This is a genomic window from Lacrimispora sp. (assembly GCF_032078915.1).
GTDB lineage: Bacteria > Bacillota > Clostridia > Lachnospirales > Lachnospiraceae > Lacrimispora.
Genome location: NZ_DAMAUN010000041.1, coordinates 8,903 through 33,579, shown reverse-complemented (window position 1 = coordinate 33,579; position 24,677 = coordinate 8,903). Strand labels below are relative to the sequence as shown.

Genomic DNA, 24,677 nt, shown 5'->3' with positions numbered 1-24,677 from the left:
GCAACAGATCCCTTTTCAATGATGTACCGCAGAATGCCAGGGGTGGTTTTGATCGTATACCAGACGGCATTATCGTCTTTTTGAATGGCAGAAACCGTTCCGGTACCGTCGATATGGCCTGAAACAATATGCCCCCCAAATCTTCCGTTTGCCGGCATTGCCCGTTCTAAGTTGACAGGACTTCCCGTTGGTAAACCTCCGAGAGAGGATCGGTTAAAGGTTTCGTGCATAACGTCGGCAGTAAATCTGCCTTGAGAAAATGTCGTAACCGTGAGACACACACCGTTGACAGCGATGCTGTCCCCAATGCGGACATCCTCCATGATTTTCTTTGCCTGAACAGAGATAGAAGAGGACTCTGCACCTTTGCGGACGGTTTGTATTCTGCCGATTTCTTCTATGATTCCCGTGAACACCGGATCACCTCGCTTTCCAATAAAATATCCTCCTCCATCCATGTAATGGCCGGCTTGCTTAAATGAAACGCCTGGCCCGGGCTGTCTATTCCAAGGCCCATTACCGGGGTTTTGCCGCTGCCGCCAAACAGCTTAGGGGCAATGTAGGTCTGTACTTTGTTGACGATTCCGCATTGCAGGGCAGACCAGTTTAAAGTACCGCCTCCTTCCAGTAATACACTGTCAATTTTTCTCTCACCCAGAGCTGTCATAAGGCAGTTTAGATCAATATGCCCTTCTTTTTCAGGAAGTACCAGAATGTTACAGCCTGCCTCCAGATAGGGCCGATGCTTGTCATGATCCGCATTTGCCGTAGCAAGGAGGGTATCGGTTATGCCTGCTGTAGTAACAAGCTTTGCTCTTAAGGGCGTCTTAAGATGGGTGTCACAGATAATGCGGAGCGGGTTTCTGCCGTTTTCCAGCCGGCAGGTCAGCAGCGGATCATCTGCAAGGACGGTGCCAACCCCTGCCATAATGGCAGAATAGCGGTGCCGGTCCTCATGAACACGGTGCCGTGCCGCTTCACCGGTGATCCATTGGGATTTTCCGGTGCGTGTCGCAATCTTCCCATCCAGGGTCATGGCGTACTTCATGATCACATAGGGTGTTTTGTTTTGGATGTAGTGAAAGAAGCTTTGGTTTAGAGCGTCACATTCATCTTTTAAAATTCCTTTTGTGACTTCGATTCCACTGGAACGTAACAGTTCAATGCCTTTTCCCCCTGCCAATGGATTCGGGTCACAAGAGCCGATTACCACATGGCGGATACCACTTTCCAGGATCGCGTCGGTGCAGGGGGGTGTTTTTCCGGTATGGCAGCAAGGCTCCAGAGTCACATACATGGTAGCCCCCTCCGGCGATGTTTCGCAGCTGGCCAGGGCGTTGCGTTCCGCATGGAGGCCTCCGTATTTCTGGTGATAACCCTGACCAATCATCTTACCATCCTTCACAATCACCGCCCCCACCATGGGATTTGGATTTGTCCAACCACATCCTTTCTTTGCAAGCTGTAAAGCTAATCGCATGTATTCCGTATCAGTCATACAACACCTCCAAAAAATAAAATGCCTTGAACAAAGTCGTTCAAGGCATATAAAAATCACGGGTACAGAAGGGTATATACTACAATAAAAAAACTCTGGAACAATAAAATGGTTCCAGAGCAAATTTACATATACACAGAAATACTGTGACTTATCATCTTCTTTTATCCAGACTATACTGTCGGCTTCGGAATTACACCGAATCATGCCTTGCGGCTCGTGGGCTTTACCACCGGTAGGGAATTGAACCCTGCCCTGAAGATATTATTCAATTAAAACTCATTATACTATGTGTTTTTCATTTGTCAACCAGAAATATATATCCTGTTTTGCATTAAGTGTTTGAATAGGCCAAAAGCAAACTGACATCAGAGCCAGAAACAGCAGTATGAAACCTATGGTATCAGCCCAAATATTATGTCGTTTAATGCAATATATACAATAACGAATAATGATTAAAACTTATTGACAACAAAATTCACAACTGATATAATAGGTTTAACGTTAAATCTACAATACATAACATACCACAAGGTAAGTTTAACGCAAAACTATATAAAAGCATGTCAAAGGAAGGGGAAGATTTATGAAAAAAACCAAAAGGCTTGTCAGTATGCTCTTGTGTTTACTGCTGGCCGCAACAACGTTAGTTGGATGCAAAAAAAACGAAACATCTGCGGTGGCAGCATCTTCAGAGGGAGCAGCAGCGGGGGCGCCTGTTGAGAAATTCCAGATCAAGCTTGGTATCTGGCCTGAAGATACATTAACTGACGATGTTAAGCTTCATGAAGGATATGTAAAAACCTTCAATGAGGCTCACCCTAATGTAGAAGTGATTCCGGCATATTACAAATACGCAACGGATACTTTCGTATCGTTAGCAGAGTCAGGGAACCTGCCTACTATTTTCGATACTTGGTTTACAGAGCCGCAGAAGTTGATTAATGGTGGCTTTGTGGCTGATATTACAGATGAATTAAAGGCCAGGGGCTGGGATGCAGCAATGAATCCTTCTATCCGCGATATGCTTTCCAAAGACGGCAGGATCTATGGACTTCCCCGTGATGGATACGCACTTGGTCTGATGATTAATGTTGAGCTTTTTGAAGAAGCCGGCTTAGTTGATGCAAACGGATATCCCCAGTATCCAAAGACTTGGGATGAACTTGCTATAACAGCTAAGACAATCAAAGATAAGACCGGTCAGGCAGGTTTTTGCCTTTTAGCGAAAGATGGCGCAGGCGGATGGCACTTCAGCAACATTGCCTGGGGATTTGGGGCAACATTTACACTATTAAAAGACGGAAAATATGTTGCTAATGTAAACAGCCCTGAGGCGATTGCAGCTATGGAATATGTGAAATCGTTAAAATGGGATTATGACGTACTTACTGCTGATCCGACCAATGAAGATTGGGGGACTGGTTTCGGTGCGTTAGGAACCGGAACAGCGGCTATGTATATGGCTGCTAACGATGCCGTAAACCAGCCGACTCAGGTTAACGGTCTTCCTGTTGATAAGTTATCGATCGTTCCTATTCCTGCAGGACCGAAAGGACAATACTCCTTATCTGGCGGAACCCCTTATATGTTCTCAAAGGATGCAACACCGGAACAGATCAATGCAGCTCTTGATTACCTTGAGATTATGGGAAAAGCACCCGTAGCAACAGATGTAGCGATTGCCGGCATGAAAGCGGATGATCAGAACAAAGTTAATAACAATGTACCTGTAATTCCTCGTTTCCCCTGCTGGGTCGATCAGAAAGTTTTGGATGCGGAAACAGCAGTAACGGAAGAATATAGTAACGTTGATATGAAGCTTTACAACGACTACTTTGATATTATCAAAACGGATGGCAACTTAAGAGCCGAAGAGCCTGGTTCTGCACAGGATTTATATGCGGAACTCACAAAAGTTCTTCAGGCAGTCATCACAGATAAGAATGCGGATATTCCAGCACTTATGAAAACAGCAAACGATAACTATCAGGAGATGTTAGACCAAAAAGTTAACAAATAAATATAGCAAACAGGCTGATGGGGATCTTTTGCAAGATGCCCATCAGCTTTGATAAGACATTAAAAACATAAGGAGGGCAGATAACGTGGCTGAAACAAAGCATAAACTGGCAAATAAGAAACATCGGACGGGGTTTAAAAGAAGAGATCTGACAGGATGGTTAATCATGCTGCCTACAATCCTGCTATTTGCATTTTTTGTGTGGGAACCATTGATTGAAAGTATCCGGCTCTCTCTTTATACAGCGAAAGGAATTCGCCTTCAGGAGTTTGTGGGCCTTCAGAATTATGCAAAAGTTTTGAAACACCCGGACTTTCTTGCGGCGTTTTCCAATACATTTGTCTATATTTTATGGTCCTTGATCATCGGGTTCTTTGTACCTATTGTACTGGCAATTCTCATAACAGAAACAACATTTTTAAAGAGCTTTTTCCGTGTTGGCATATATTTTCCTAATATCATGCCGGGTCTTGCCATGGTTTTGATGTGGGGCTTCTTTTTCCGTCCCGGCAATACCGGTGTTTTAAACATTCTATTGGAGAAAATTGGGGCAGCACCGCAGATATGGCTTACAAATCCCAGGTGGACGATCCCCTTAATCGTAGCTGTGATGACCTGGAAAGGTGCCGGTTCTACTGCATTTATCTATATGGCAGGTATATCAAACATCAATCCGGAGCTTTATGAGGCGGCTACCATAGATGGCGCAGGAATTATAAACAGAATGCGTTATATTACCATTCCAAATATTTTTGCTCTTGGTAAGACATTACTGATTCTTCAAATTATTGCAGTATTCCAGATTATTTATGAACCGCTGGTTATGACCAATGGCGGGCCTAATAATGCAAGTATTTCGATTATGCAATTGGTTTATAATTATGCCTTCAGGGATTTTAATTATCCTATGGCGGCTGCGTTATCCGTTATGATGAGCATTGTTTTAATTATTCTAAGCGGCCTGTATTTTAAATTCACCGCGTCAAAAGAAGATTAGGGGGGATTTGAATGTTTTTTGACAGTTACAGAAAAAAAGAAGACGGAGTCGTCCGTTTTTATGACCTTCATTCCAAACGCACCAGAACGTTGCTTATCATTATTTATTTGTTATGCATTGGCATAGTCATAGCTTCTTTGTTTCCTCTTTTATGGGTATTTTTAGCGAGCTTTAAGGACATTAAGGAGTTTAGAAGAAGCGCAACACTTCTGCCTTCCAATTTTGATTTTAATACATACATAAAGACTTGGAATGATTTAAAGTTCGGTAAGTTTTATATTAATTCTTTTATTTCCGTGTTAGGCAGTGTTGTAAGTGCCGTTATTTTTAATGGGCTTATCGCGTATGTACTTGGCATCATAAAGCCCAAGGGTCATAAAATCGTATTCGGACTGGTTATGTGGAGTCTTTTGATTCCTGCAACAACCAGTGTTGTAGCTTTATTTGTCAACATTAACAGAATCGGATTGAATCAATCCTTTTTACCGCTTTGGCTGTCATTTGGAGCCAATGCATTTTATGTAATATTATTTAAACAGTTCTTTGAAAGTCTGCCCCAGGAATTAATTGAAGCAGCTAAGCTAGATGGATGCAGTTATTTAAAGACATTTGCCAGAATCGTGCTTCCCCTGTCAAAGTCCATTGTTGTGGTAGTGGTTATCTTTGCAATTAATGCTGCCTGGTCTGATTTCCTTCTTCCGTACCTGGTTCTTAATGGTTCCGGTAAGGAAACGGTGATGGTAAGGCTGTTTATGTTCCGCACTTCCAATGCAACGGACGTAGAAATATTAAGAGCGGTAGCATTCTCAATCATACCTCCGATCGTATTATTTACATTATTCCAGAAACAAATAACAGAAGGTGCAGCAGCAGGAGCATTAAAGGGGTAGAATATGGCAAAATCAGCAGATCTTTATTATAAGGTACACCCGTGGAAAGTTACCGAAGAGGGATTTAACAAGGACTATGCTTTGGTTTCTGAATCTATTTTTTCACTGGGGAATGAATACATGGGCACCAGAGGCAGTTTTGAGGAAGGATATTCCGGCAGCAGCCTTATGGGAAATTATTTTAACGGCATTTATGAAAAGACGCAGCTTGAAAAATCAAGTTACAAAGGAATTGTTGACGAAACAGAGTTCATTGTAAATTCTACAGACTGGTTATATACCAGAGTGGAAGCAGACGGAGAATTATTAGATTTAAACACGGTGCAGTTTAGAGACTTCTACAGGGAATTGGATTTAAAAAGTGGCATTCTGACCAGATCCTATCTATGGATATTAACAAGCGGCAAGGAAATAAGACTTGAATTCATCCGCTTCCTGTCTATGAAAGAGGCAGAGTCTGGAGCACAGAAGATCATCATAACGCCTCTTAACTTTTCAGGAGAAATAACGCTTCATTCCGGCATTGATTTTACCGGGATTCATCAAATGACTGGGCGCAATATGTGGAATGTAGTTTCTAAGTCAGCAGATGAAGATACAATCAGTATGCTTGGAACTACCATTGGTACGGATCAGTCTCTTTTGGTAAGCTGCAAGTTCCACTGTGATTATGCAAAAAGGGAAGATGAACAGGAAGAGAAACGGTACATCAGAAAATTCACACTTTCACTTGAGGAAGGAAAAGAATCGGAATTCATCAAGATCATCAGAAACATCAGCAGAAAGGGTAGGGCAGAGTCTGATAAGAAAGCTTTTAAAAAGAAATGTGAAGAGAATGCAACCGTTTTACATGCATTGACTTATAGCAGATTAAAAGAGGATACTCTTGCATGGTGGGATGCAGCCTGGCAGGAATCTGATATAGAGATAAAAGGAGATAAGCGGAACCAGCAGGGGATCAGATACTGTATATTTCAGCTGCATCAGACGTATCACGGTGCGGATCAGGGAACGATCATCGGTGCAAAAGGATTGACAGGTGAAGCTTACAGCGGCAACACCTTCTGGGATACGGAGGCATACTGTCTGCCATTTTATATCTTTAACAATCCGGAGGCGGCGAAGCACTTGCTGGAGTTCCGGTATCTGACTCTTTCAGAAGCCATGGACAGGGCTAAAGCTCTTGACTGTGAAGGAGCCTTCTATCCTATCGCTACCATAACAGGAAGGGAATGCTGTTCTCTCTGGCAGCATGCAAGCCTTCAGCTGCAGGCATCCACGGCAGTCGCTTACGGTTACTGGCATTATGAAAATATTACAGGCGACAACGGATTCATATTTGAAAAGGGCCTTCCGATTCTGATTGAGGTCAGCCGAATGCTGGCTTCCAGAGGGGATTGGAGCGGTGATGGAACCAGCTATGGATTCTATGGAGTTATGGGACCGGATGAGTTTCAGATGATGGTAAATAATAATTGCTATACCAATTATATGGGGAAGAAAACCCTGGAATATACCTTGGATGTATTAAAAAGATGCTCTCAAACGGCACCTGACATCTATGGCGCTGTCATCAGGGACAGGGACCTGAAAGAGAAGGAAATTGAGAATTTTCGTAAGATAGCAGAAAATATGTACATTCCTTATGAGGAAGAAACAGGAATTTTTGAACAGCATGAGGGATATTTTAATCTTCCTCATATTGACATTGATAAAATACCTGTGGAAGAATTCCCTCTTTACCACCATTGGACTTATGACAGGATATACCGCAATAACATGTTAAAGCAGCCTGATGTTTTAATGATGATGCTCCTTTACAACAAAGATTTTACCAGGGAGCAGTTGGAAAATAATTATAACTACTATGAACCCAGATGTATCCACGAAAGCTCACTTTCCCCATCGGTTCACTCCATTTTGGCCTCTCAGCTAAAAAAAGAGGAGGAAGCATATAAATTCTTTGGTTTTGCAACCAGAATGGATCTTGATAATTATAACAGGAATACCGGGGAAGGACTGCATACCACTTCCATTGCAGCAGCCTGGATGAATATTGTATACGGATTCGGAGGAATGAGATCTGACGGGAAAGAACTTACCTTTGCCCCTTCTTTGCCAAAGCAGTGGGAAGGCTACTCCTTTCGGGTACATTTGAAAGGAGATATCTTATTTATTGCCATTGACAAGGATCATATAAGAGTATCCTCTAAGAAAGCAAGCGGCATTAAGGTTCTGATTTATGAAAAAGAATACACCATAGGTCAGGAAGAAGTGGCAGTTCCTATAATCCGTTAGGCAATGAGCCGCCCTATGGCGGCTCATTCTATTAGATTTATGCTGCTCAGGCAGCAGATTGAGAGGAATGATACATGATTAGCTGGAAGATCGAAGAGAATGGATATGATCCCCGGAAAACAACGAATCTGGGAAATAAATTTCTAACCGGCAATGGTTATATGGGAATCAGGGGAACACTGGAGGAGTATACGAAAGAACAGTTTCCTGCGATAAATCTGGCGGGCATTTATGATCAGGCAGGAAATGGCTGGAGAGAACCTTTAAATGCTCCCAATGGCCTATATACCAGTCTTTTGATCGAAGGGGAAGAGTATAGCCTGCTAAAAAAGGAGTGGCTGTCCCATAAGATGACTCTGAGCTGCAGACACGGACTATTCGGCCGTGAGACTGTATTTCAGACGAAAAAAGGAAGTATATCGTTACAGACGGAAAGATTTGCAAGCATGGAAGAAAAACACCTGATCGCCTTAATGGTAACGCTTACTCCTTCCTTTGACGGAGAGGCTGAGATTATAACAGGTATTGACGGTGATGTCTGGGATATTAACGGTCCACATTATGACAGCGTTGATACCGGTTCATTCAATGAATGTCTGTATGCATTTGGCACGACCCATGAGAACCAGGATCGTGTGGCCGTGTTTGAGTCCATTGGGCTTCCCGAGAAAACAAATCAGACGGTCAGCAGTGGTGACAGAAAAATAATGCGGCGCATCAGTATCCCATTAAAAGCCGGTGGGCAGTACCGGTTTTATAAATACATAGCTGTTTATACCAGCAAAGACGGGGAGAACTATCAGTCAGAAGCAGAAACGCTTGTACATAAAGCAAAGGAAGCTGGATATGAAAAGCTGCTGTCAGACCATAAAAACAACTGGGAAGAGAAATGGAAGGTCTCAGAAGTATCAATTGAAGGAGACGATGAGGCAATGGAAGCGCTTAACTATTCTCTTTACCATCTCCACAGCATTGCGCCAAGACACTCTGAAAGCCTGTCCATCGCAGCCAGAGGGCTATCAGGTCAGACCTATAAGGGAGCGGTTTTCTGGGATACTGAAATGTTTATGCTGGATTTTTTCCTCTTTACAGAGCCCCAGATAGCGAAAACACTGTTAAAATACCGGATTGATACCTTGCCCGGTGCCCAGAAGAAGGCTGAGAGCTATGGGTTTGACGGTGCTTTTTACCCATGGGAGAGTCAGGAGGGCGGATATGATGCCTGCTCTGATTACAATGTAACAGATGTATTTACCGGCCGTCCGATGAGAACTTATTTTAAGGATAAGCAGATCCATATATCGGCAGCAGTGGTTTACGGCATTATGCGTTATACCTTATTTACCGGGAAAAGGGATTTGCTGTCAGAGGGCGGGGCAGAAGTCATATTGGAATGTGCGAAGTTCTATTACAGCCTTTTGATCAAGAGAATTAAAAATGAGCGTTATGAGCTTTGGGACGTAATCGGCCCAGATGAGTACCATGAGAGAGTTAACAATAATGCTTATACAAATCGAATGGCTAAGTATACCTTTGATGCGGCAGTTGAAATTCTAAAAGAAGAAATGAAAGAAGCAAATAAAGATTCATTACAGAAGAAAGAGCTGCTGGAGAGACTGCAGGATGCGGCAGAACATCTTTACATCCCCGCACCCGGCGAAAAAACTGGTATTATTGAACAGTTTGACGGCTACGAGCAACTGGAAGAAGTTTCAATCGCTGAGGTTAAGGAAAGGATTCTTCACGAAAAAGAATACTGGGGAGGAGCTTATGGTGTGGCAGCACATACCAAGATCATAAAGCAGGCAGATGTTGTAACCATGATCAATCTATTCTCCGACGAATATGATGCGGATACACGTTATAAAAACTGGACTTATTATGAACCCAGGACGGAACACGGTTCTTCCTTAAGCGCCTGCATGTATTCCATGCTTGCCTGCAAATGCGGTATGTCGGATAAAGCCTATCCTTTCTTTATGAAGTCAGCCGGAGCAGATCTTGGAGACGGCGGAAAGCAATGGGCTGGACTTATCTACATCGGCGGCACCCATCCGGCAGCCAGCGGCGGAGCGTATATGACTGCAGTGGAAGGGTTTGCCGGTCTGCGGATCGAGGACGGAAAGCTTATAGCAGCCCCCCGGCTTCCCTCCGCCTGGAACAGATTATGCTTTAAGGTTTATTATCTGGGAGATTTGTATCAGATTACTGTTACTAAGGATGAGGCACAGGTAGAAAAAATCAGATAAAAATGAGGAGAGGGAATGCGTTTTGACATTCCCTTCTTACTAATATTAGATTGATATCACACTTTCTCTTTCAACAAGATGGATAGGAAGAATGATCTCATTGTCTGGTATCGGTTTGTTGTCAAGCTTATCCATGAGGAAGTAAACCGCCAGTTTGCCCTTTAAAGGAGCATCCTGATGAATGGTGGTAAGCCTTGGTGATGTAAGCTGACATAGGTTGATATCATCAAAGCCCATGACGGAAAAATCTTCAGGTACCCTTTTACCGGCTTGTTTAAGACCTGCCATGATTCCCGCGGCCAAAATATCCGCCGTAGCAAATATGGCTGTTATATCATTTCTGGCGGCTAATTGTGTGCCAAGGGTTATGGTGGTTGCCGTATCAAGTTCCTGTTCAAAAACCAGATTTTTACGAAAAGGAATGGAAGCATCCGCCAGAGCGCTTTTATAACCCTGAAAACGTTCGTAAACAACGCCCTTCTTTTTGATGGTAGGAGAAGCAAATGCGATATCTTTATGACCTTTGTCTATGAGATATTTGGTGGCGGTATATCCGCCGTCATAGTCCTGGAGGCCCACATTGCAGATATTCGGATGAGCTACATAGCTATCGATTAATACCACAGGTATTTTAAGCTTGGTAAGTGCTTCAAAAAATTCATCCTGAAATACACCGGTACAAAAAAGGCCGTCAACATTCCAGTTATGAAGAAAATTCATTAAATCCGAAGTGGTTTCTACGGTACGGAGCATTAGATAATAACCGTTTTCCCTTAAGGTTTTTTCAATGGAACCTATGAAGGCAGAATGAAAGGGATCTTCTACAATACTTTCTTTTTTATTTGAAGTCAGGTGACTGATCATCCCGATAACTTTAGAGGAGCTTGACACCAGAGCCCGGGCGGACATATTCGGAACATACCCCAATTGATCGATGGCTTCGTTAATACGGGTAATGGTCTCTGGTGATACACGTCCGGCCCGTCCATGAATCACATTGGAAACGGTGGTGCAGCTTACCCCTACAGCCTGTGCAATATCTTTTATTGTGGCCATTTTTATGTTCCTTTCTTTAGCAAGTTTAATGTTAAACCCAATTAGTAATAGTTTAGCATAATTAAAAGAGAATGTACAGATTAATTGAGGGACCCAAAGAGCAGGCATTATAATTTTAAAAAATTTCCTATTACAGAATGAAGTATCTGTGCAATTGGGTGTAGCTTCAAATAAATTACTTATTAGGATAAATATAAGGAGATATAATTATGATTCATGGAGTGATTTTTGATTTAGATGGAGTGTTGGTATCTACGGATGAATTGCACTTTAAAGCATGGAAGATACTGGCAGAGGAACTTGGCATTGGTACATTCACAAAGGAAGATAACAAGAAGCAAAAAGGTGTCAGCAGAATGGAATCTCTTGAAGTGGTACTGGGAAAGGGAAGTAAGAGATATACCCGGGAAGAGAAAGAGAAGTTTGCTGAGAGGAAAAATAATTATTATAAAGAACTCTTAGAGAAGCTGGATGAGCAGGCTATTCTTCCTGGGGCTATCGAGTGTTTAAAGATGATAAAAGGCAAAGGCATATTAATAGGTGTAGGTTCAGTGAGCAGGAATGCCCCTCTCATTCTTGAAAAAACAGGACTACTTTCTCATATTGATAAGGTAAGCTGCGGACTTGATATCACAAGGTCTAAACCGGATCCTGAAGTTTTTGAAGTTGCTGCAAATAAATTGGGTTTAAAAAATGAGGATTGCCTTGTTGTAGAGGATTCAATGGCCGGTATAGCAGCCGCTAAAGCAGTACATATGAAAACCCTGGGAGTCGGGCCAGAGCACGCACAGCTACGGGCAGATTATTCAGCACCCGGACTTGCGGCAGATATTGACTGGAACGGGATTTTAGGAGCATAAGGAGATAGGGGAAGGTATGAAAAAAGTGGGGGTTATATGAATGGTCAATAATACTTTTATTTATTGTAGTACCTTTAACAGTAATTATAGAGAAAACATTGAGCACGCAATTTAAAAGCGAGTTTGAAACTTATTGCAAGAAGACCAGGTATCGTCTGATACCTTATATCTACTAGGTTAAGCATAGTCAAACCTCCAAACTGATGTAGAATTACTCAGTTTGGAGGTTTTTTATGGCACTGCAGCCGATGGCACCAAAACCTTGCCCACTGACTTCCACTGAAGTAAGTCAGTGGTTTAATGACAAAACCGGGCGGTGATTATTGCAAGAGCATGTTGACACCAACCAGTATGTCTGCTTTAATTGTATTGTAAACTAGCTATTATTCAAGTACGCACATAGATGTTCAATACTGGTGTTAAGGTATAGTACCTAAAAAAAGGAGAGTGTGAATGGGTTTTTCATGTGTTTCAAAAGCTGAAGATTTAGAGAATACAGGATTTAGCTATACCTTATCTCTGATCAATGGAAAATATAAAATGGTGATATTATATTGTTTGAAGGAGTTTGAAGTAGTAAGATATAATGAAATGAGAAAGTATATCAAAACGATATCATATAAGACTTTGAGTACAATGCTGAAAGAATTAGAAGCTGACGGGCTTGTCCATCGGGAGGAATATCCGCAAATTCCGCCTAAGGTTGAATACAGCTTAACCGAACGGGGCAAATCCCTGATTCCAATTCTTGATATCATGTGTGAATGGGGGAATACCAACCGTACGACGTAACAAGGAACATTTGATTGATTTCAATAAGAACGGTGAAATAGTCTTAGATATCTGGGGAGGGGCGAGTGTGGACATACAATTTAGAAAAGGAACGGAAGAATATTTAGATAGTTGTATAAAAGCGATGGAACATTCATCAATGTGTACGGCTTACTTTCAATCGGAAGAGAGCAGAACGAATGCAGTGTTGGAAGGTATACATAGAGGAACTTTGTATGTTGCTCTGTGCAGCGGTGAATGCGCCGGATTTGCATATTTTATCCCGGAAGGTGCCTTTCACGCATATCATTATCTGCATCTCATTGCTATTAAAGAGGAATACAGGGGAAAAGGGATAGGTAAGAAATTACTGGAGTTTATAGAAAATATACTTTTTAAAAGCAGAGATAAAATATTCTTATTGGTTGGTGATTACAATCCAGATGCGAAGATTTTTTATGAGAAATCAGGATATAAGTACCTGGCAACAATTCCAAGCCTTTATCGTAAAGGGATAGACGAATTATTAATGATGAAGGTATATGAAGGGGGAGAGTAATTCAGGCAGAATCTCATGACATGTGGAAGCTGTAACGCTCAGTATTTATCGATTATAATGGTAATGGTTCAGCAGGCTTTAGGTCCGGCTTACTTAAGAAGGTTAATTGTTTATAATTTCAGCTTGGAACTTCAACATGAAGGTGGGGAGCAATAAAATGAGTTTAGACTTCAGTATCAAAACTCTTATATTTACAATTGTCATAGGGCATCTTTTTTCTGGGATATTAGGTATTGCCTACATGATCCAGCATAAGAAGGATTCTTCTTTATATATCTTTTTAATTGCAAGACTGTTTGATACAATTGCATGGGTTCTTCTTGGGTTACGGGACGTTATCAATATATTTATTTCAATATCCCTTGGTAATTCCTTTTTAATTATTGCTCAGACCACGCAGATTATTGCGTTCTTGATTATAAAGAAACGCTGTAACAAATTGATAAAGCGGGTATATGTTATTGCTTCCGTCATAACGATTATGGTAATCCATCTAGCCATATTACTGCAATACGTGGAGGGTGTGCGGATTACCGTGATGTCCATCAGTATGATTATACTTTGGTGCTTCCCAATCTATGTATTTTTGATGGATAAAAATTCATCGTTTTTACAAAAGACAGTTGCTTTCATTTATTTGGCAGGATTTATTTTGCTTATTCTAAGAGCATATATGGGAATCAGTTTAAGTGAATCCGTATATTTGATGTCGAATAATATATACAATGTCTTGTTTTTCATTTGCTTATATCTGATTATGCTGATCGGGAATATTGGTTTTATCCTTATGGCAAAGGAAAAGTCAGATTTGGAATTGACTAAGGTTGCCACATATGACGAACTGACGGATATATTCAACCGAAGAGCATTTTTACTACGGGCAAAAGAGAACATCTCATTATTTTCAAGAAGAAAGGAGCCTATATCATTCTTTCTTATTGATCTGGATAATTTTAAAAAGATCAATGATGATTATGGCCATTATGCAGGAGATATGGTACTAAAAGATTTTGCAGAGAAAATAAAACATCAATTACGGGATTATGATCTGTTTGGCAGAATTGGCGGCGAAGAGTTTACAGTACTGCTTCCGGGAACGAATGAAAAGGAGGCTTTAGAAGTTGCAGAAAGATTAAGAAGGATTGTAGAGAAAGCTTCTGTCAATGTTGGGAGAGATCATATTATAAAATATACCATAAGTATAGGAATCGTCACCGTTATTCCAGATGAACACACTTCTATTAATACACTGTATAGAATAAGTGATGATGCTTTGTATGCGGCAAAAAGGAATGGACGGAATCGGATTGAGGTAGTTAAATAGCAATGCCTGAACAGATAGAACGTCCGCAGGTTTCGCATCGGTTCAGAGCATGTATCTTTAATTTATTAAAACATACGAAAGGAGTCGTGCGATTGAACAATAAACGAGAACAGCTTATATCAGAATTAAGAAAAATCCAGGAAAACCAATACATGGTGGCAGAAGAACAGGATCCGTGGGATTATGTATTGCAGATGCTTGACCATATCGGTGATACGGATTCCGAGTTTCGTGATGATTTAATATATAATACCTTCAGTGAGTGGATAGAAGAGAAGGAATTTTTCAATGAAGAGCAGCTTAAATATATTCTTGCCATCCTTATGGATAATGAACATTTATTTTATCAAATAGGCAGTGACGGGAATGACAGTGTTTTTACCAGGACTTTTTCAGCGCTGGTCGTAGTTCTGGTTTTAATCAGACATAGAAAAAAAGCATTTTTAAGCACTGCTGAGTTTACGGATATCAAGAACAAAGTGATAGAATACTATATTTCGGAAAAGGACTTAAGGGGATATATTGAGAAATCAGAATGGGCACATGCAGCAGCACATGGCGCCGATGTGATGGATGAGTTAGTACAATGCCGTGAATGCAACGAGGATATAATTAAAGAAATTTTAAATGCTTTTAAGAAAATTTTGCATAATGGAAAATATATTTTTCATACGGAAGAAGACGAGCGTATCTGCCGTGTTGTTTTTCGAATCATGAAAGGGAATCTTTTATCAAACCAAGGGATTATCAACTGGATCGAAGAGCTAAGTGAATGTGCTGGCTGGCAGAATAACCGGATACAGTATATTGCAAGAGTCAATTCAAAGAACTTCATAAGGTGCCTGTATTTCAAAACAATGCATTACGACAATACATTGGATCTTATAAATGTAATATTCAATGCAGAAGAAAAATTAAACCGCTTCCATAAAATAGATCTGGAATTAATAGAAAATTAATTTTAACAGCTTCACTGACAGTAGTTGTCAGTGAAGTTGTTTTATTATAGAGATAACATCGTTTTCTCTCGCGGCCGATTGTTTGATCCGCGCTTGGAAATTAAAAAAAGGAGGATGTGTATATGAATAAAAACGTTGTATATCTTTATGTTTTTGATACAATGGCTGATTGGGAAATAGGTTATTTAACTGCGGAATTGAATTCAGGAAGATATTATAAGAAAGGCTTAGCCTCATCAAAAATCGTTACGGTCGGAACGAATAAGACTCCTGTTACCACAATGGGAGGCCTAAAAATATTACCGGATATAGATCTTGATGAGTGTACCATGGATAACGCAGACGCCTTGATTTTACCAGGCGGAGATACATGGACAGAACAGATTCACGATCCCATTTTGTCTATGGCAGAGCAGTTCTTAAAGGAAGGTATTATTGTGGCAGCTATTTGCGGAGCTACAATAGGTCTTGCCCGGAAAGGCTTGCTGGATCGAAACCTTCATACAAGCAATGACTTAGGATATCTTAAGATGATCTGCCCAGGCTATGGGGGAGAGCAGTACTATAAGCAGGAACCTGCCGTAACTGACGGGAACTTGATTACCGCGTCCGGAATAACTCCCCTGGAATTTTCCTTCCATGTTCTGAAAGCATTGGAGGTATTTTCTGCAAAGACATTAGATGCCTGGTATAATCTTTATCGGACACATAAAGCGGAATATTTTTATGAGTTGATGGATTCAATCCAATCATGAGGGGTATTCGAAGGGGCCGGTGATTTGGAATTTTTCAGTATACGAAATCCCGGCAGGTTTTCCTGTCGGGATTTGCCATGCCAGTTAAGCTGATTCAAACTCATTCTCCCCAGTAAGCCAGTGCGATCTTCTGCCCCTGATCAATTTTTGACCACTGTTCTTCTTCCGTCAGCTCGTTGCCACCGTCACAGGAAGCAAATCCGCACTGGTGAGAGAGGAGCAGGCGGTCTTTTGGGATGATTTCAGATGCCTCGTTAAGCAGCCGGATCACACGGGCTTCGTCATCCAGTGTATTGGTTTTTGATGATAATAAGCCCAGAACAATCTCTGTCTCAGGCTTATCCTGAAAAACTTTTAGCGCCTCAAGGGAGCCCGCACGGTCGTCATCCCATTCCAGGAAAAAGCGGTCATATTTTAACTGTTTTAAAAACAGGTTGGCAATCTTTCCATAGGAGCCGCCGCCCATATTCCGTGAATCGTAGTTGCCGCGGCAGTTGTGGGTCCACATAGCAAGCCCCAGGCTGTGGCCGAAATCAATCACTGCATTATTGATTTCGATAAATTCAGCCGCAAGTGCCTTGACCTCCTCCTGGTTGATGTGTTCGCCCGTATAGGGGGAATTGGGATTATCGTCTGCAAAAAGCTCCCAAAGACAATCATCAAACTGCAGGATTTTACCGCCGGCAGCAGCGTATTCCTCTACAAATTCTATGTACGCCTGGGTAAGCCCCGCTTTCAGCTCCTGTGGGTTATTGTAAACAGAGCCGTTTCCACCGATGTTATCTGACCATAACAGTTCTCCAAAGATATGGGATGGGGAGGGGATACAAAGCTTTGTCTCCTTATCTCCGGCAATGGACTTAAGCTGCTCAAAGACTTTAATGAAATGGTGATTCCTGCCCCTCAGCGGTTCCGTGATCTTAAGACCGATGTCCCGGCGGGTTTCGTATTTCCGGGAATCATCTTTGTCGCGGAAAAAGTAGCCGTGTTGTGCAATGTAACGGCTGACGCCGTGAAATCCCCAGACAAAGTCCAGATGCCACATGGACTTGGAATACTCGCCATCGGTAATGACGGTTAACCCATGTTTGATTTGTTTTGCGGCAACGTCTTTCGTGGACTCTGCTTCACACTGCTCATAGCCTTCAAAATCTTTGTAGAACGGGTAGGTAATATCATCCCGGTGCTCAATCTGGTTCTTGTATTTCAGCAAAGCTGCCGGGCGCAGCAGACTGCCTACTGTCTGGAATTTTTTGCTCATTGGGAAATCCTCCTTTATCAGGTACATCAATTTAGTAAGCTGATTGTACCATCCCAGGTGGACTTATTGGTAACATGAAAAAAATATGCCGGGTTATAGCTTTAGGCTATAGCTCATTTTTAATATCAATGCCATATTCGGCCACAACTGCTTTCAATTCTTCAAGGTACATTGCCGCCTGCCGTGACAACTGAATATCTTTGTGGGAAATCCAGCCAACCTCAATCGAATCGTTGACGCGAAGAGGCACTGCCGTGATATTATCCCCGTTTAAATCTGCGCTCACAATTCCTGTGGAAATCGTATAACCGTTAAGCCCTATCATGAGGTTAAAAATAGTGGCTCTGTCACCGACATGAATATCTTTCCTGGCGTATTCCGTACTGAGTATTTCTTCCGAGAAATAAAAGGAGTTGTAATCCCCCTGCTCAAAGGACAAACGGGGGTAATCAGCCAGGTCTTCAAGAGTTACATATTTTTTCCTGGCAAGGGGATTGGAGGTGCTTATAAAAACATGAGGAACAGCGGTAAAGAGCGGATGAAATTTCAGATTGTTTTCCCGCAGCAGCTTTTCTAACACCTGACGGTTAAAATTGTTCATGTAGAGGATGCCCAGTTCGCTGCGCAGGTTTTTTACATCCTCTACAATCTCAAAAGTCCTTGCTTCCCGCAGGGTGTACTCATATTCTTCTGCATCGGTTTTTTTCACCATATTCACAAATGCATTCACAGCAAAGGCATAGTGCTGGGTGGATATGGAGCACAGCCGCCGTGACGGTTTCTTATTCAGCCACCGTTGTTCCAAGAGACTCGCTTGTTCCACGACCTGCCGGGCGTAGCCCAGAAACTCCGCGCCGTCTGTGGTTAAAGATATGCCTCTCGGAGTCCGGGTGAGAAGTTCGTGTCCGATTTCTGTTTCTAATTCGCGAAGAGCGTTTGAAAGGCTTGGCTGGGCAATAAATAATCGTTCGGCGGCTTTGTTGATGGAACCGCAGTTTGCCACTTCTATAAAATATTTTAACTGTTGTAATGTCATCTCATGTTTCCTCTCTTACACAACCGGCTGTATTACCGCCCAAAAATATTCTGCGATTTCTTCCGGCGGCTGTTTCATATGATTTTTCAGCCACCACCGTACCAGATTGACAAAGCTCCCGGAAATATGATCGATGAGAAAGTCATCCGGTACAATGGTATTTTTACGGGTGTTCCCGCTAAATATGTGCAGCGTCACAAGCTCATGGAAATATTGATGAAAGTAACGCTGGAACAGTTCCCCATTTTCGCAGGTCAAAAGGATAATCATCGTCCGCCCATGCTCTCTTAAGTGGTAAAGAATATGGGTCACAATCGCCTTTGGCTCGCCGGTCGCCATTGAGAAGTCATGAGTCGGTTCTGCCTCCGGCTTATGGGAGATAACATGCTCAAACAGTTCCGCACACATTTCCCGCAAAAGATCGTCTTTTGTTGGAAAATGGGCATAAAAGGTGGTCCGGCCCACGTTGGCCTCATCAATGATTTGCTGCACGGTGATTTGCGAATAGCTGTTATGAATCAGCAGTTTGCTGAATGCTTCGAAAATAGCTTCCCTGGTTTTTCTTTGTCGTCTGTCCATATCCCTCTCCGTTTTGAACAATTTTGCAGATTTGTTCGGTATCGTACATTTTGAAAAAATCGTTTCTTGTATCGCTCAAATGCCATTGCTATACTAATAAAAGAACAATATGTTCTGTTATGAACTTATTGTACTGAAAAATGATGAAAGAATCAAGGAACATTTTGGAGGACAGATCATGTTGAAAAAAATTAGCGACTTATTTGCCGGTCTTACAATGACAATTATATCCGGTGCGTTTCTGGTGCTCAGCCTGATATTGCTGCTGACGGGTAAGGAGGTCCCTTTAAATCCGGCATGGATAACCATTCTTTTATCCGGATATCCGCTTACTTTTCTTGCAGTCACCCGATTGGTATATGAAAAATGGATCTCTTCCGCATTGCTGATCTCTATTGCGATGGCTGCCTCAATTGCCATCGGTGAGTTCTTTGCTGCCGGTGAGGTTGCCTTTATCATGGCAATTGGTGCAATTTTAGAGGAAAAAACGGTTGAACGGTCAAAAAGAGGATTAAAGCAGTTAATCAGTCTAACCCCCATGATGGGAAGAAGAATTCTTACTGATGCATCAGGAAGCCGGGAGGAAATGGTTCCGTTGGAGCAGATCCTGCCGGGCGATATTCTTCGTATCCTGCCTGGGGAATCGATCCCCGTAGACGGCGAAATAACGGAGGGTAACACTTCCATCGACCAATCGATCATAACCGGGGAATCACTTCCCGTGGATAAAAGCGTGGGAGATCAGGTTTTCTGCGGAACCATGAACCGTTACGGCTCGATTGAGGTTGTTACAGCCAGGGCTAATGAGGATTCTTCCCTGCAAAAGCTGATCCGAATGGTTCAGGAAGCTGAAAACAAAAAAGCGCCTATGCAGCGTATTGCGGATAAATGGGCGACTTGGCTTGTGCCGGTGGCATTAGGCATTTCTGTGGCAGCATTTGGAATCACATGGGCTCTTGGATATGAAATCACGGAAGCCTTAAACCGCGCCGTTACCGTTCTTGTAGTGTTCTGTCCCTGTGCTTTGGCTCTGGCTACCCCCACCTCTATAATGGCAGCCATCGGCCAGGCAACAAAGCACGGCGTTATCATTAAATCCGGTGAAGCATTGGAAAACATGGGAAAGGTGGATTGCATTGCCTTTGATAAAACCGGGACTCTGACCAGGGGCAATCTGGTGGTCGCAGATGTGGTCCCTTTGAAAGAAGAAGTAGGGGAAGAACAGCTTTTAAGTCTGACGGCTTCTGCAGAAGCCTATTCAGAACATCCCTTAGCCAAAGCGATTGTCTCTTATGCGAAAGAATTGCAGATGACCATAGAGCCTGCAGACGATTTTCAGATGCTGCCGGGAAAAGGCATCTCGGCAACGATCAGCGGACAGACCCTGCTATGCGGAACCGTAAGCTTCTTAAAAGAAAAGCAGATACTTATGGATGAGTTGGTGTTCATCAAATTAGAGGAGTTTCGTGCACAGGGAAAAGCGATGATACTTGTGGCAAAAGAAAGGTCACTCATCGGAGCGATTACCCTTTCCGATACACTGCGGGATACCGCTCATGGTGTGGTAAAGGAACTCCATGGCATGAATACCCAGGTGGTGCTGCTGACCGGAGATCATATTCAAGCGGCAGGATATTTTGCAGAGAAGACCGGCATTACGACGGTGAAAGCCGGGCTGCTTCCTGAGGATAAAGTAAACAATATCGCAGAGCTTAAAAAACAAGGAAAAAAGGTGTGCATGATTGGGGATGGCGTCAATGACGCACCTGCACTTAAACTCGCAGATGTAGGCGTGGCTATGGGGAGTATGGGGAGTGATATCGCCATCGAAGCGGCAGACATTGCTTTGACCGGCGACGATATTTCTATGATTCCATATTTAAAAAGGCTGTCAGATTCCACGGTTCACACCATAAAATTCAACATCACTGTGTCAATGGCAATTAATTTTACGGCCATACTTTTATCGGTGACAGGTGTGCTGAATCCGGTTACCGGTGCATTGGTACATAATGCTGGTTCTGTACTGGTGGTATTAAACGCGGCTCTGCTTTATGACCGGAAGTTTACTTAAAAAGAAGACCATGTATTTGCATGACTTTGTGCATACTATTTTACAAAATTCAAGGCAAATAAAAAAGAGTGCAGACCCTTAATCATTCAACAGGTTTTGCACTCTTCCATGATTATGTTACTATTTATGCAATTACATTAATTTTTTCTTTGATTTGTCTAATTTCATTTTCTACCTTCAATGCACCATCTAATTTCCGTGATAAATCCAGATGTCCTTCAGCAATTAATGAAATATTATGATTTGTTTCATCTTCTAGCGTTAACTGAATATCAGTTACATTATCTTCAATGGTATACATACGGCTTTTTAATTCTTGCGTATCTTTATATACCGCTTGTAATAATTCGCTGTCATTCATGCATCCGTCCTCCTTTTTATATGCAAGGATTATATCATAAACAGAGTGTAAATTCGATTTAATCATCTATCAAAGTGCGAGTGTTTCCGTTTGTAAAGCGAGTATCCACTTGTTGTTTGCCTTGTCAGGAATCGCACCTGACGGGACGCTTTGACATTGAGTTATTGTCTTGTCTGTCTTGCTCGGGATTAAATTTATAGCTTTGCTCTTGTAACCGTAATTCCATATGAGAATATTTCCTTGCTTTAAATCTTTGGCTTTTATTGTTTATTGTTCGTCTGTTTTGCGTAATATTTGTATGAGGGCAGCTTTGATAAAAAAGTAACAGATATACATACCATAGTTCCTGACTTTGAAATAAGTTCAAACTGTCCACGTACCGCAGGAACACGGATTTCGTATAAATTTTATAAATCTGACAGGAAATTAATAAAAAAACATAAAAAGTGCTACAATATAATACTGCGCTATTTTTTATAGAAAAACAGACAAACTATCTTTAAATAGATATTGTTATGCCGGAAGGATTTCTTAAATAAGGAGGAGCTTCAATTGCAGAGCTTTTTTGAAAAAACTAATTTTTATATAAATTCACCGTTTCTGCTGATTATCCTATTGCTGCTGTCTGCGTCGATCTGCCTTGTACTATTTATTTTATATTACCGGCGTTATCATTTTAGCAGGAACGTTCATTTCCTGGCCTGCTTCCAGGGAGAAGAAAATAAACTTGACCCAAGCGAGTGGGAGAAGCAGATGCTTGATCTGGCAGAAGGTCATGGTCAGGTCAGACTGGTGGGACGCAGCTTTGTTCTTAATGATTATAATCAGGCTGCTTATAAAAAACTGAATAAAATAAGAGACAGTATCTCCGCCGTATCCACGGATATCATTTCCCTGATTCCGGCAGCGCGCTGGCTCTTTGACAATTTCCAGATGCTGTACCGGGAAATTAAAAAGGTCCGTACATCAGGAACCAGTTATGCCGTATTGCCGGTTCTGGAGGGAAGGCAGTACCGGAACTTTCCCCGTATTTATGTTGTGGCAAAAAAGATGATGGCTCTTTCCGGCGGACACTTAAGTGAAGAAAATATTTCTGTGATGCTGAAGGCTTATCAGCAGAAGATCCCCCTTACGGACAAGGAAATCTGGGTTTTGCCGGAAGTGCTGGGCTTTTGTATTCTGGAAGAAATCATTGTAATCGCGGAAGAAATTCTTCGTATGATTGAAGTGAAATCAAAGGCAGAAAAGTTTCTCCGGGATAAGCTGGCAGATAAGAAGGGACCGGCCGATATATCAGCGCTGCTTTGCAAAACAGAGGATAACTTAAAGCTGAACTATTCCTTCCATGCCCATGTAATACACCTTTTGAAAAACCTGTCTTTTGATGAGGCTTCCATTCAAAAATACCTGGAACATCACTTTTCTTCCCTGGAGAGGCAGGTGAAGACCTCCGGCATATTCATGGAGGAAGGAAAGATTGAATCATTTCTTGAGACAAATATCCGGACCTTGATTGTCAGCCTGAGGGATATCAATGAAGTTGATGAAGAAAAGTTCTTTGAGGAATATTCTTATCTGGAGCAGATTTTATCACAGGATCCGGATGGGGTATATCCAAAGATGGATTTGGAATCCAGGGGCATGTACCGTGGAGTTATCGTTAAATTATCGCACCGTTACCGGCTGCCTGAGGAAAAGATAGCCGGAGACTGTCTGGAGCTTGCGGTTCAGGGCAGAGAGGATCTGCATTGTTCCCATCATGTGGGCTCCTATCTTTTGGGTAAGGGGTATCCGATTTTAAAAGCAAAGGCGTTAGGAAAGCCGATCCCTCAAACGATTAAGAAAAGGATGAACGTAAGCGGCTTCCTTTATTTCCTTACCATGTTCCTTATGATCCCGGGACTTTGCGCTTGTCTGCTCTATGCCTTTTGGAACCTTGGCGAGCCTCGGAATATCAGCCGGCTGGTCATCATCCTTTTACTTTCAATGCCGCTGTTAATGGGTATTTCCATAGAGCTTACAAATTTTATTTTTACAAGAAGAATTAAAGTCAGGAAGATTCCTTCTCTGAACTATCTGGAGGAAATACCAGAGGATGCAAAAACTTTTGTGGTTATGCCGGTTATTGTCTCCTCAAAGGAACAGGGCCTGGGGTACATGGAACGTCTTCAAAAGCATTATCTGGCAAACAGACAGGCCAATCTTTATTTTGCATTGCTGCTTGATTTTGCGGATTCCCCGGACGAGTTCATGGAAAATGACCAGGTGATTGAAAACGCCCTTGCTGCACGCAGAAGAGAGTTAAATGAGCTCTATCCGTCGGAGCAGCAGCGTTTTTCCCTATTCTTCCGCTGCCGTAAATGGAATAAAGCGGAGAACTGTTATATGGGATGGGAGCGTAAAAGAGGAAAGCTGGAAGAGTTTAACAGCCTTTTAAATGGAGAAGAAAAGGAGAATACTACCTTTACCTCTATTTACTGTGATGAAAAGCTCCTTCCCACCTTCCGGTATGTGATCACACTGGATGCGGATACCAATCTGCTTCGTGACAATGCCGCAAAACTGGTCGGACTGATCGATCATCCTTTAAATAAGCCGATTCTGGACCCGGCAGATCAAAAGGTAGAAGAGGGCTATGTCATCATTCAGCCCTCGGTAAGAAACCATATTGTGGATAAGAACGGCAGCAGGTTTGCGAAAATCTTTGGAGGAGAATCGGGCCTTGCCCATTACGGAACCGTAATATCAGATATTTACCAGGATATTTTTAATAAAGGAATTTATACCGGGAAGGGCATCTATGATAGGGAGGCCTTCCATAAGGTGCTTCAGAATAAGGTACCGGAAAACAGGATTCTCAGTCATGACCTTTTTGAGAGCTGCTATGCAAGGACGGCTTTTTCCAGTACGGTCAAGATTATGGACAATTTTCCAACCAGCGTTTTATCCTTTACCAAAAGGGAACACCGATGGCTGCGGGGAGACTGGCAGCTGCTGCCCTGGCTGTTTTTGAGAAAGACCCAGGACGGTAAAAACTTATGTGCGCTGTCAAAATGGAAAATCTTTGATAACTTAAGAAGAAGCATGGTTCCTTTAAGTAAGACGTTATTTGTATTGTTTAATCTGG

The 24,677-nt window shown here is 42.2% G+C and carries 20 protein-coding genes and 1 riboswitch; of the genes, 13 read left to right on the top strand and 7 right to left on the bottom strand.

What is annotated here, in order from left to right:
- Both RT269_RS16370 and ribD read right to left on the bottom strand, forming a co-directional pair.
- Positions 1-416: riboflavin synthase (locus RT269_RS16370; protein WP_313184164.1), on the bottom strand; the 416-nt coding region annotated here is incomplete at its 3' end.
- Positions 398-1,498, bottom strand: coding sequence for a bifunctional diaminohydroxyphosphoribosylaminopyrimidine deaminase/5-amino-6-(5-phosphoribosylamino)uracil reductase RibD (ribD, locus tag RT269_RS16365; RefSeq protein ID WP_313184131.1), 1,101 nt, complete (start codon positions 1,496-1,498; stop codon positions 398-400). The genes RT269_RS16370 and ribD, both read right to left, overlap by 19 nt.
- A 152-nt stretch (positions 1,499-1,650) precedes the next feature.
- Positions 1,651-1,765: riboswitch (FMN riboswitch) on the bottom strand.
- Positions 1,766-2,084: 319 nt separating this feature from the next.
- Between ribD and RT269_RS16360 the strand changes: the two genes are divergently transcribed.
- From RT269_RS16360 to RT269_RS16340, 5 genes are all read left to right on the top strand, one after another.
- Positions 2,085-3,521: an ABC transporter substrate-binding protein gene (locus RT269_RS16360; protein ID WP_313184130.1), complete on the top strand. Its 1,437-nt coding sequence runs from the start codon at positions 2,085-2,087 to the stop codon at positions 3,519-3,521.
- A gap of 85 nt (positions 3,522-3,606) precedes the next feature.
- The gene (locus RT269_RS16355; protein WP_313184128.1) at positions 3,607-4,518 is read left to right on the top strand and encodes a carbohydrate ABC transporter permease; all 912 of its coding nucleotides are present in this window, start codon (positions 3,607-3,609) and stop codon (positions 4,516-4,518) included.
- Between the two features lie 11 nt (positions 4,519-4,529).
- Positions 4,530-5,408: a carbohydrate ABC transporter permease gene (locus tag RT269_RS16350; RefSeq protein WP_313184127.1), complete on the top strand. Its 879-nt coding sequence runs from the start codon at positions 4,530-4,532 to the stop codon at positions 5,406-5,408.
- Between the two features lie 3 nt (positions 5,409-5,411).
- On the top strand, positions 5,412-7,706 hold the full coding sequence (locus tag RT269_RS16345) for a glycoside hydrolase family 65 protein (protein WP_313184125.1): 2,295 nt from the start codon (positions 5,412-5,414) through the stop codon (positions 7,704-7,706).
- A 74-nt stretch (positions 7,707-7,780) separates the two neighbouring features.
- Entirely contained in the window at positions 7,781-9,955 is a 2,175-nt protein-coding gene (locus RT269_RS16340; protein WP_313184123.1) for a glycosyl hydrolase family 65 protein, read from the top strand.
- Between the two features lie 45 nt (positions 9,956-10,000).
- Here the strand turns inward: RT269_RS16340 and RT269_RS16335 are convergent, their stop codons facing one another.
- The gene (locus RT269_RS16335; RefSeq protein WP_313184121.1) at positions 10,001-11,011 is read right to left on the bottom strand and encodes a LacI family DNA-binding transcriptional regulator; all 1,011 of its coding nucleotides are present in this window, start codon (positions 11,009-11,011) and stop codon (positions 10,001-10,003) included.
- A gap of 209 nt (positions 11,012-11,220) precedes the next feature.
- Here RT269_RS16335 and pgmB point away from each other — a divergent pair, with 209 nt between their 5' ends.
- From pgmB to RT269_RS16305, 6 genes are all read left to right on the top strand, one after another.
- On the top strand, positions 11,221-11,871 hold the full coding sequence (gene pgmB, locus RT269_RS16330) for a beta-phosphoglucomutase (protein WP_313184120.1): 651 nt from the start codon (positions 11,221-11,223) through the stop codon (positions 11,869-11,871).
- Positions 11,872-12,324: 453 nt separating this feature from the next.
- Positions 12,325-12,663, top strand: a complete 339-nt coding sequence (locus RT269_RS16325) for a winged helix-turn-helix transcriptional regulator (protein WP_313184118.1) — start codon at positions 12,325-12,327, stop codon at positions 12,661-12,663.
- Between the two features lie 10 nt (positions 12,664-12,673).
- Positions 12,674-13,201 carry a GNAT family N-acetyltransferase gene (locus RT269_RS16320; protein WP_313184117.1) on the top strand — a complete coding sequence of 176 codons (528 nt, stop codon included), beginning with the start codon at positions 12,674-12,676 and terminating at the stop codon, positions 13,199-13,201.
- Between the two features lie 157 nt (positions 13,202-13,358).
- Positions 13,359-14,525, top strand: a complete 1,167-nt coding sequence (locus RT269_RS16315) for a GGDEF domain-containing protein (protein ID WP_313184115.1) — start codon at positions 13,359-13,361, stop codon at positions 14,523-14,525.
- A 92-nt stretch (positions 14,526-14,617) separates the two neighbouring features.
- Positions 14,618-15,484: a DUF2785 domain-containing protein gene (locus RT269_RS16310; protein ID WP_313184113.1), complete on the top strand. Its 867-nt coding sequence runs from the start codon at positions 14,618-14,620 to the stop codon at positions 15,482-15,484.
- Between the two features lie 122 nt (positions 15,485-15,606).
- Complete coding sequence (locus RT269_RS16305; RefSeq protein ID WP_313184112.1) at positions 15,607-16,239, top strand: type 1 glutamine amidotransferase family protein; 633 nt, start codon at positions 15,607-15,609, stop codon at positions 16,237-16,239.
- 100 nt (positions 16,240-16,339) lie between these two features.
- Here RT269_RS16305 and RT269_RS16300 read toward each other — a convergent pair whose 3' ends face one another.
- The 3 genes from RT269_RS16300 to RT269_RS16290 all read right to left on the bottom strand — a co-directional run bounded on the left by RT269_RS16300 (position 16,340) and on the right by RT269_RS16290 (position 19,115).
- On the bottom strand, positions 16,340-17,500 hold the full coding sequence (locus RT269_RS16300) for a cobalamin-independent methionine synthase II family protein (RefSeq protein WP_313184110.1): 1,161 nt from the start codon (positions 17,498-17,500) through the stop codon (positions 16,340-16,342).
- 106 nt (positions 17,501-17,606) lie between these two features.
- Positions 17,607-18,536 (bottom strand): LysR family transcriptional regulator, encoded by a 930-nt coding sequence (locus RT269_RS16295; protein ID WP_313184108.1) that lies wholly within the window; start codon positions 18,534-18,536, stop codon positions 17,607-17,609.
- A gap of 15 nt (positions 18,537-18,551) precedes the next feature.
- Positions 18,552-19,115, bottom strand: coding sequence for a TetR/AcrR family transcriptional regulator (locus RT269_RS16290; protein ID WP_313184107.1), 564 nt, complete (start codon positions 19,113-19,115; stop codon positions 18,552-18,554).
- 178 nt (positions 19,116-19,293) lie between these two features.
- On the opposite strand from RT269_RS16290, the gene RT269_RS16285 reads away from it, so the two are divergent.
- Positions 19,294-21,189: a heavy metal translocating P-type ATPase gene (locus RT269_RS16285; RefSeq protein ID WP_313184105.1), complete on the top strand. Its 1,896-nt coding sequence runs from the start codon at positions 19,294-19,296 to the stop codon at positions 21,187-21,189.
- A 124-nt stretch (positions 21,190-21,313) separates the two neighbouring features.
- Here RT269_RS16285 and RT269_RS16280 read toward each other — a convergent pair whose 3' ends face one another.
- Positions 21,314-21,550: a hypothetical protein gene (locus tag RT269_RS16280; protein WP_313184103.1), complete on the bottom strand. Its 237-nt coding sequence runs from the start codon at positions 21,548-21,550 to the stop codon at positions 21,314-21,316.
- Between the two features lie 552 nt (positions 21,551-22,102).
- On the opposite strand from RT269_RS16280, the gene RT269_RS16275 reads away from it, so the two are divergent.
- A partial coding sequence (locus tag RT269_RS16275; RefSeq protein ID WP_331664176.1) for a hypothetical protein occupies positions 22,103-24,677 on the top strand: 2,575 nt, incomplete at its 3' end.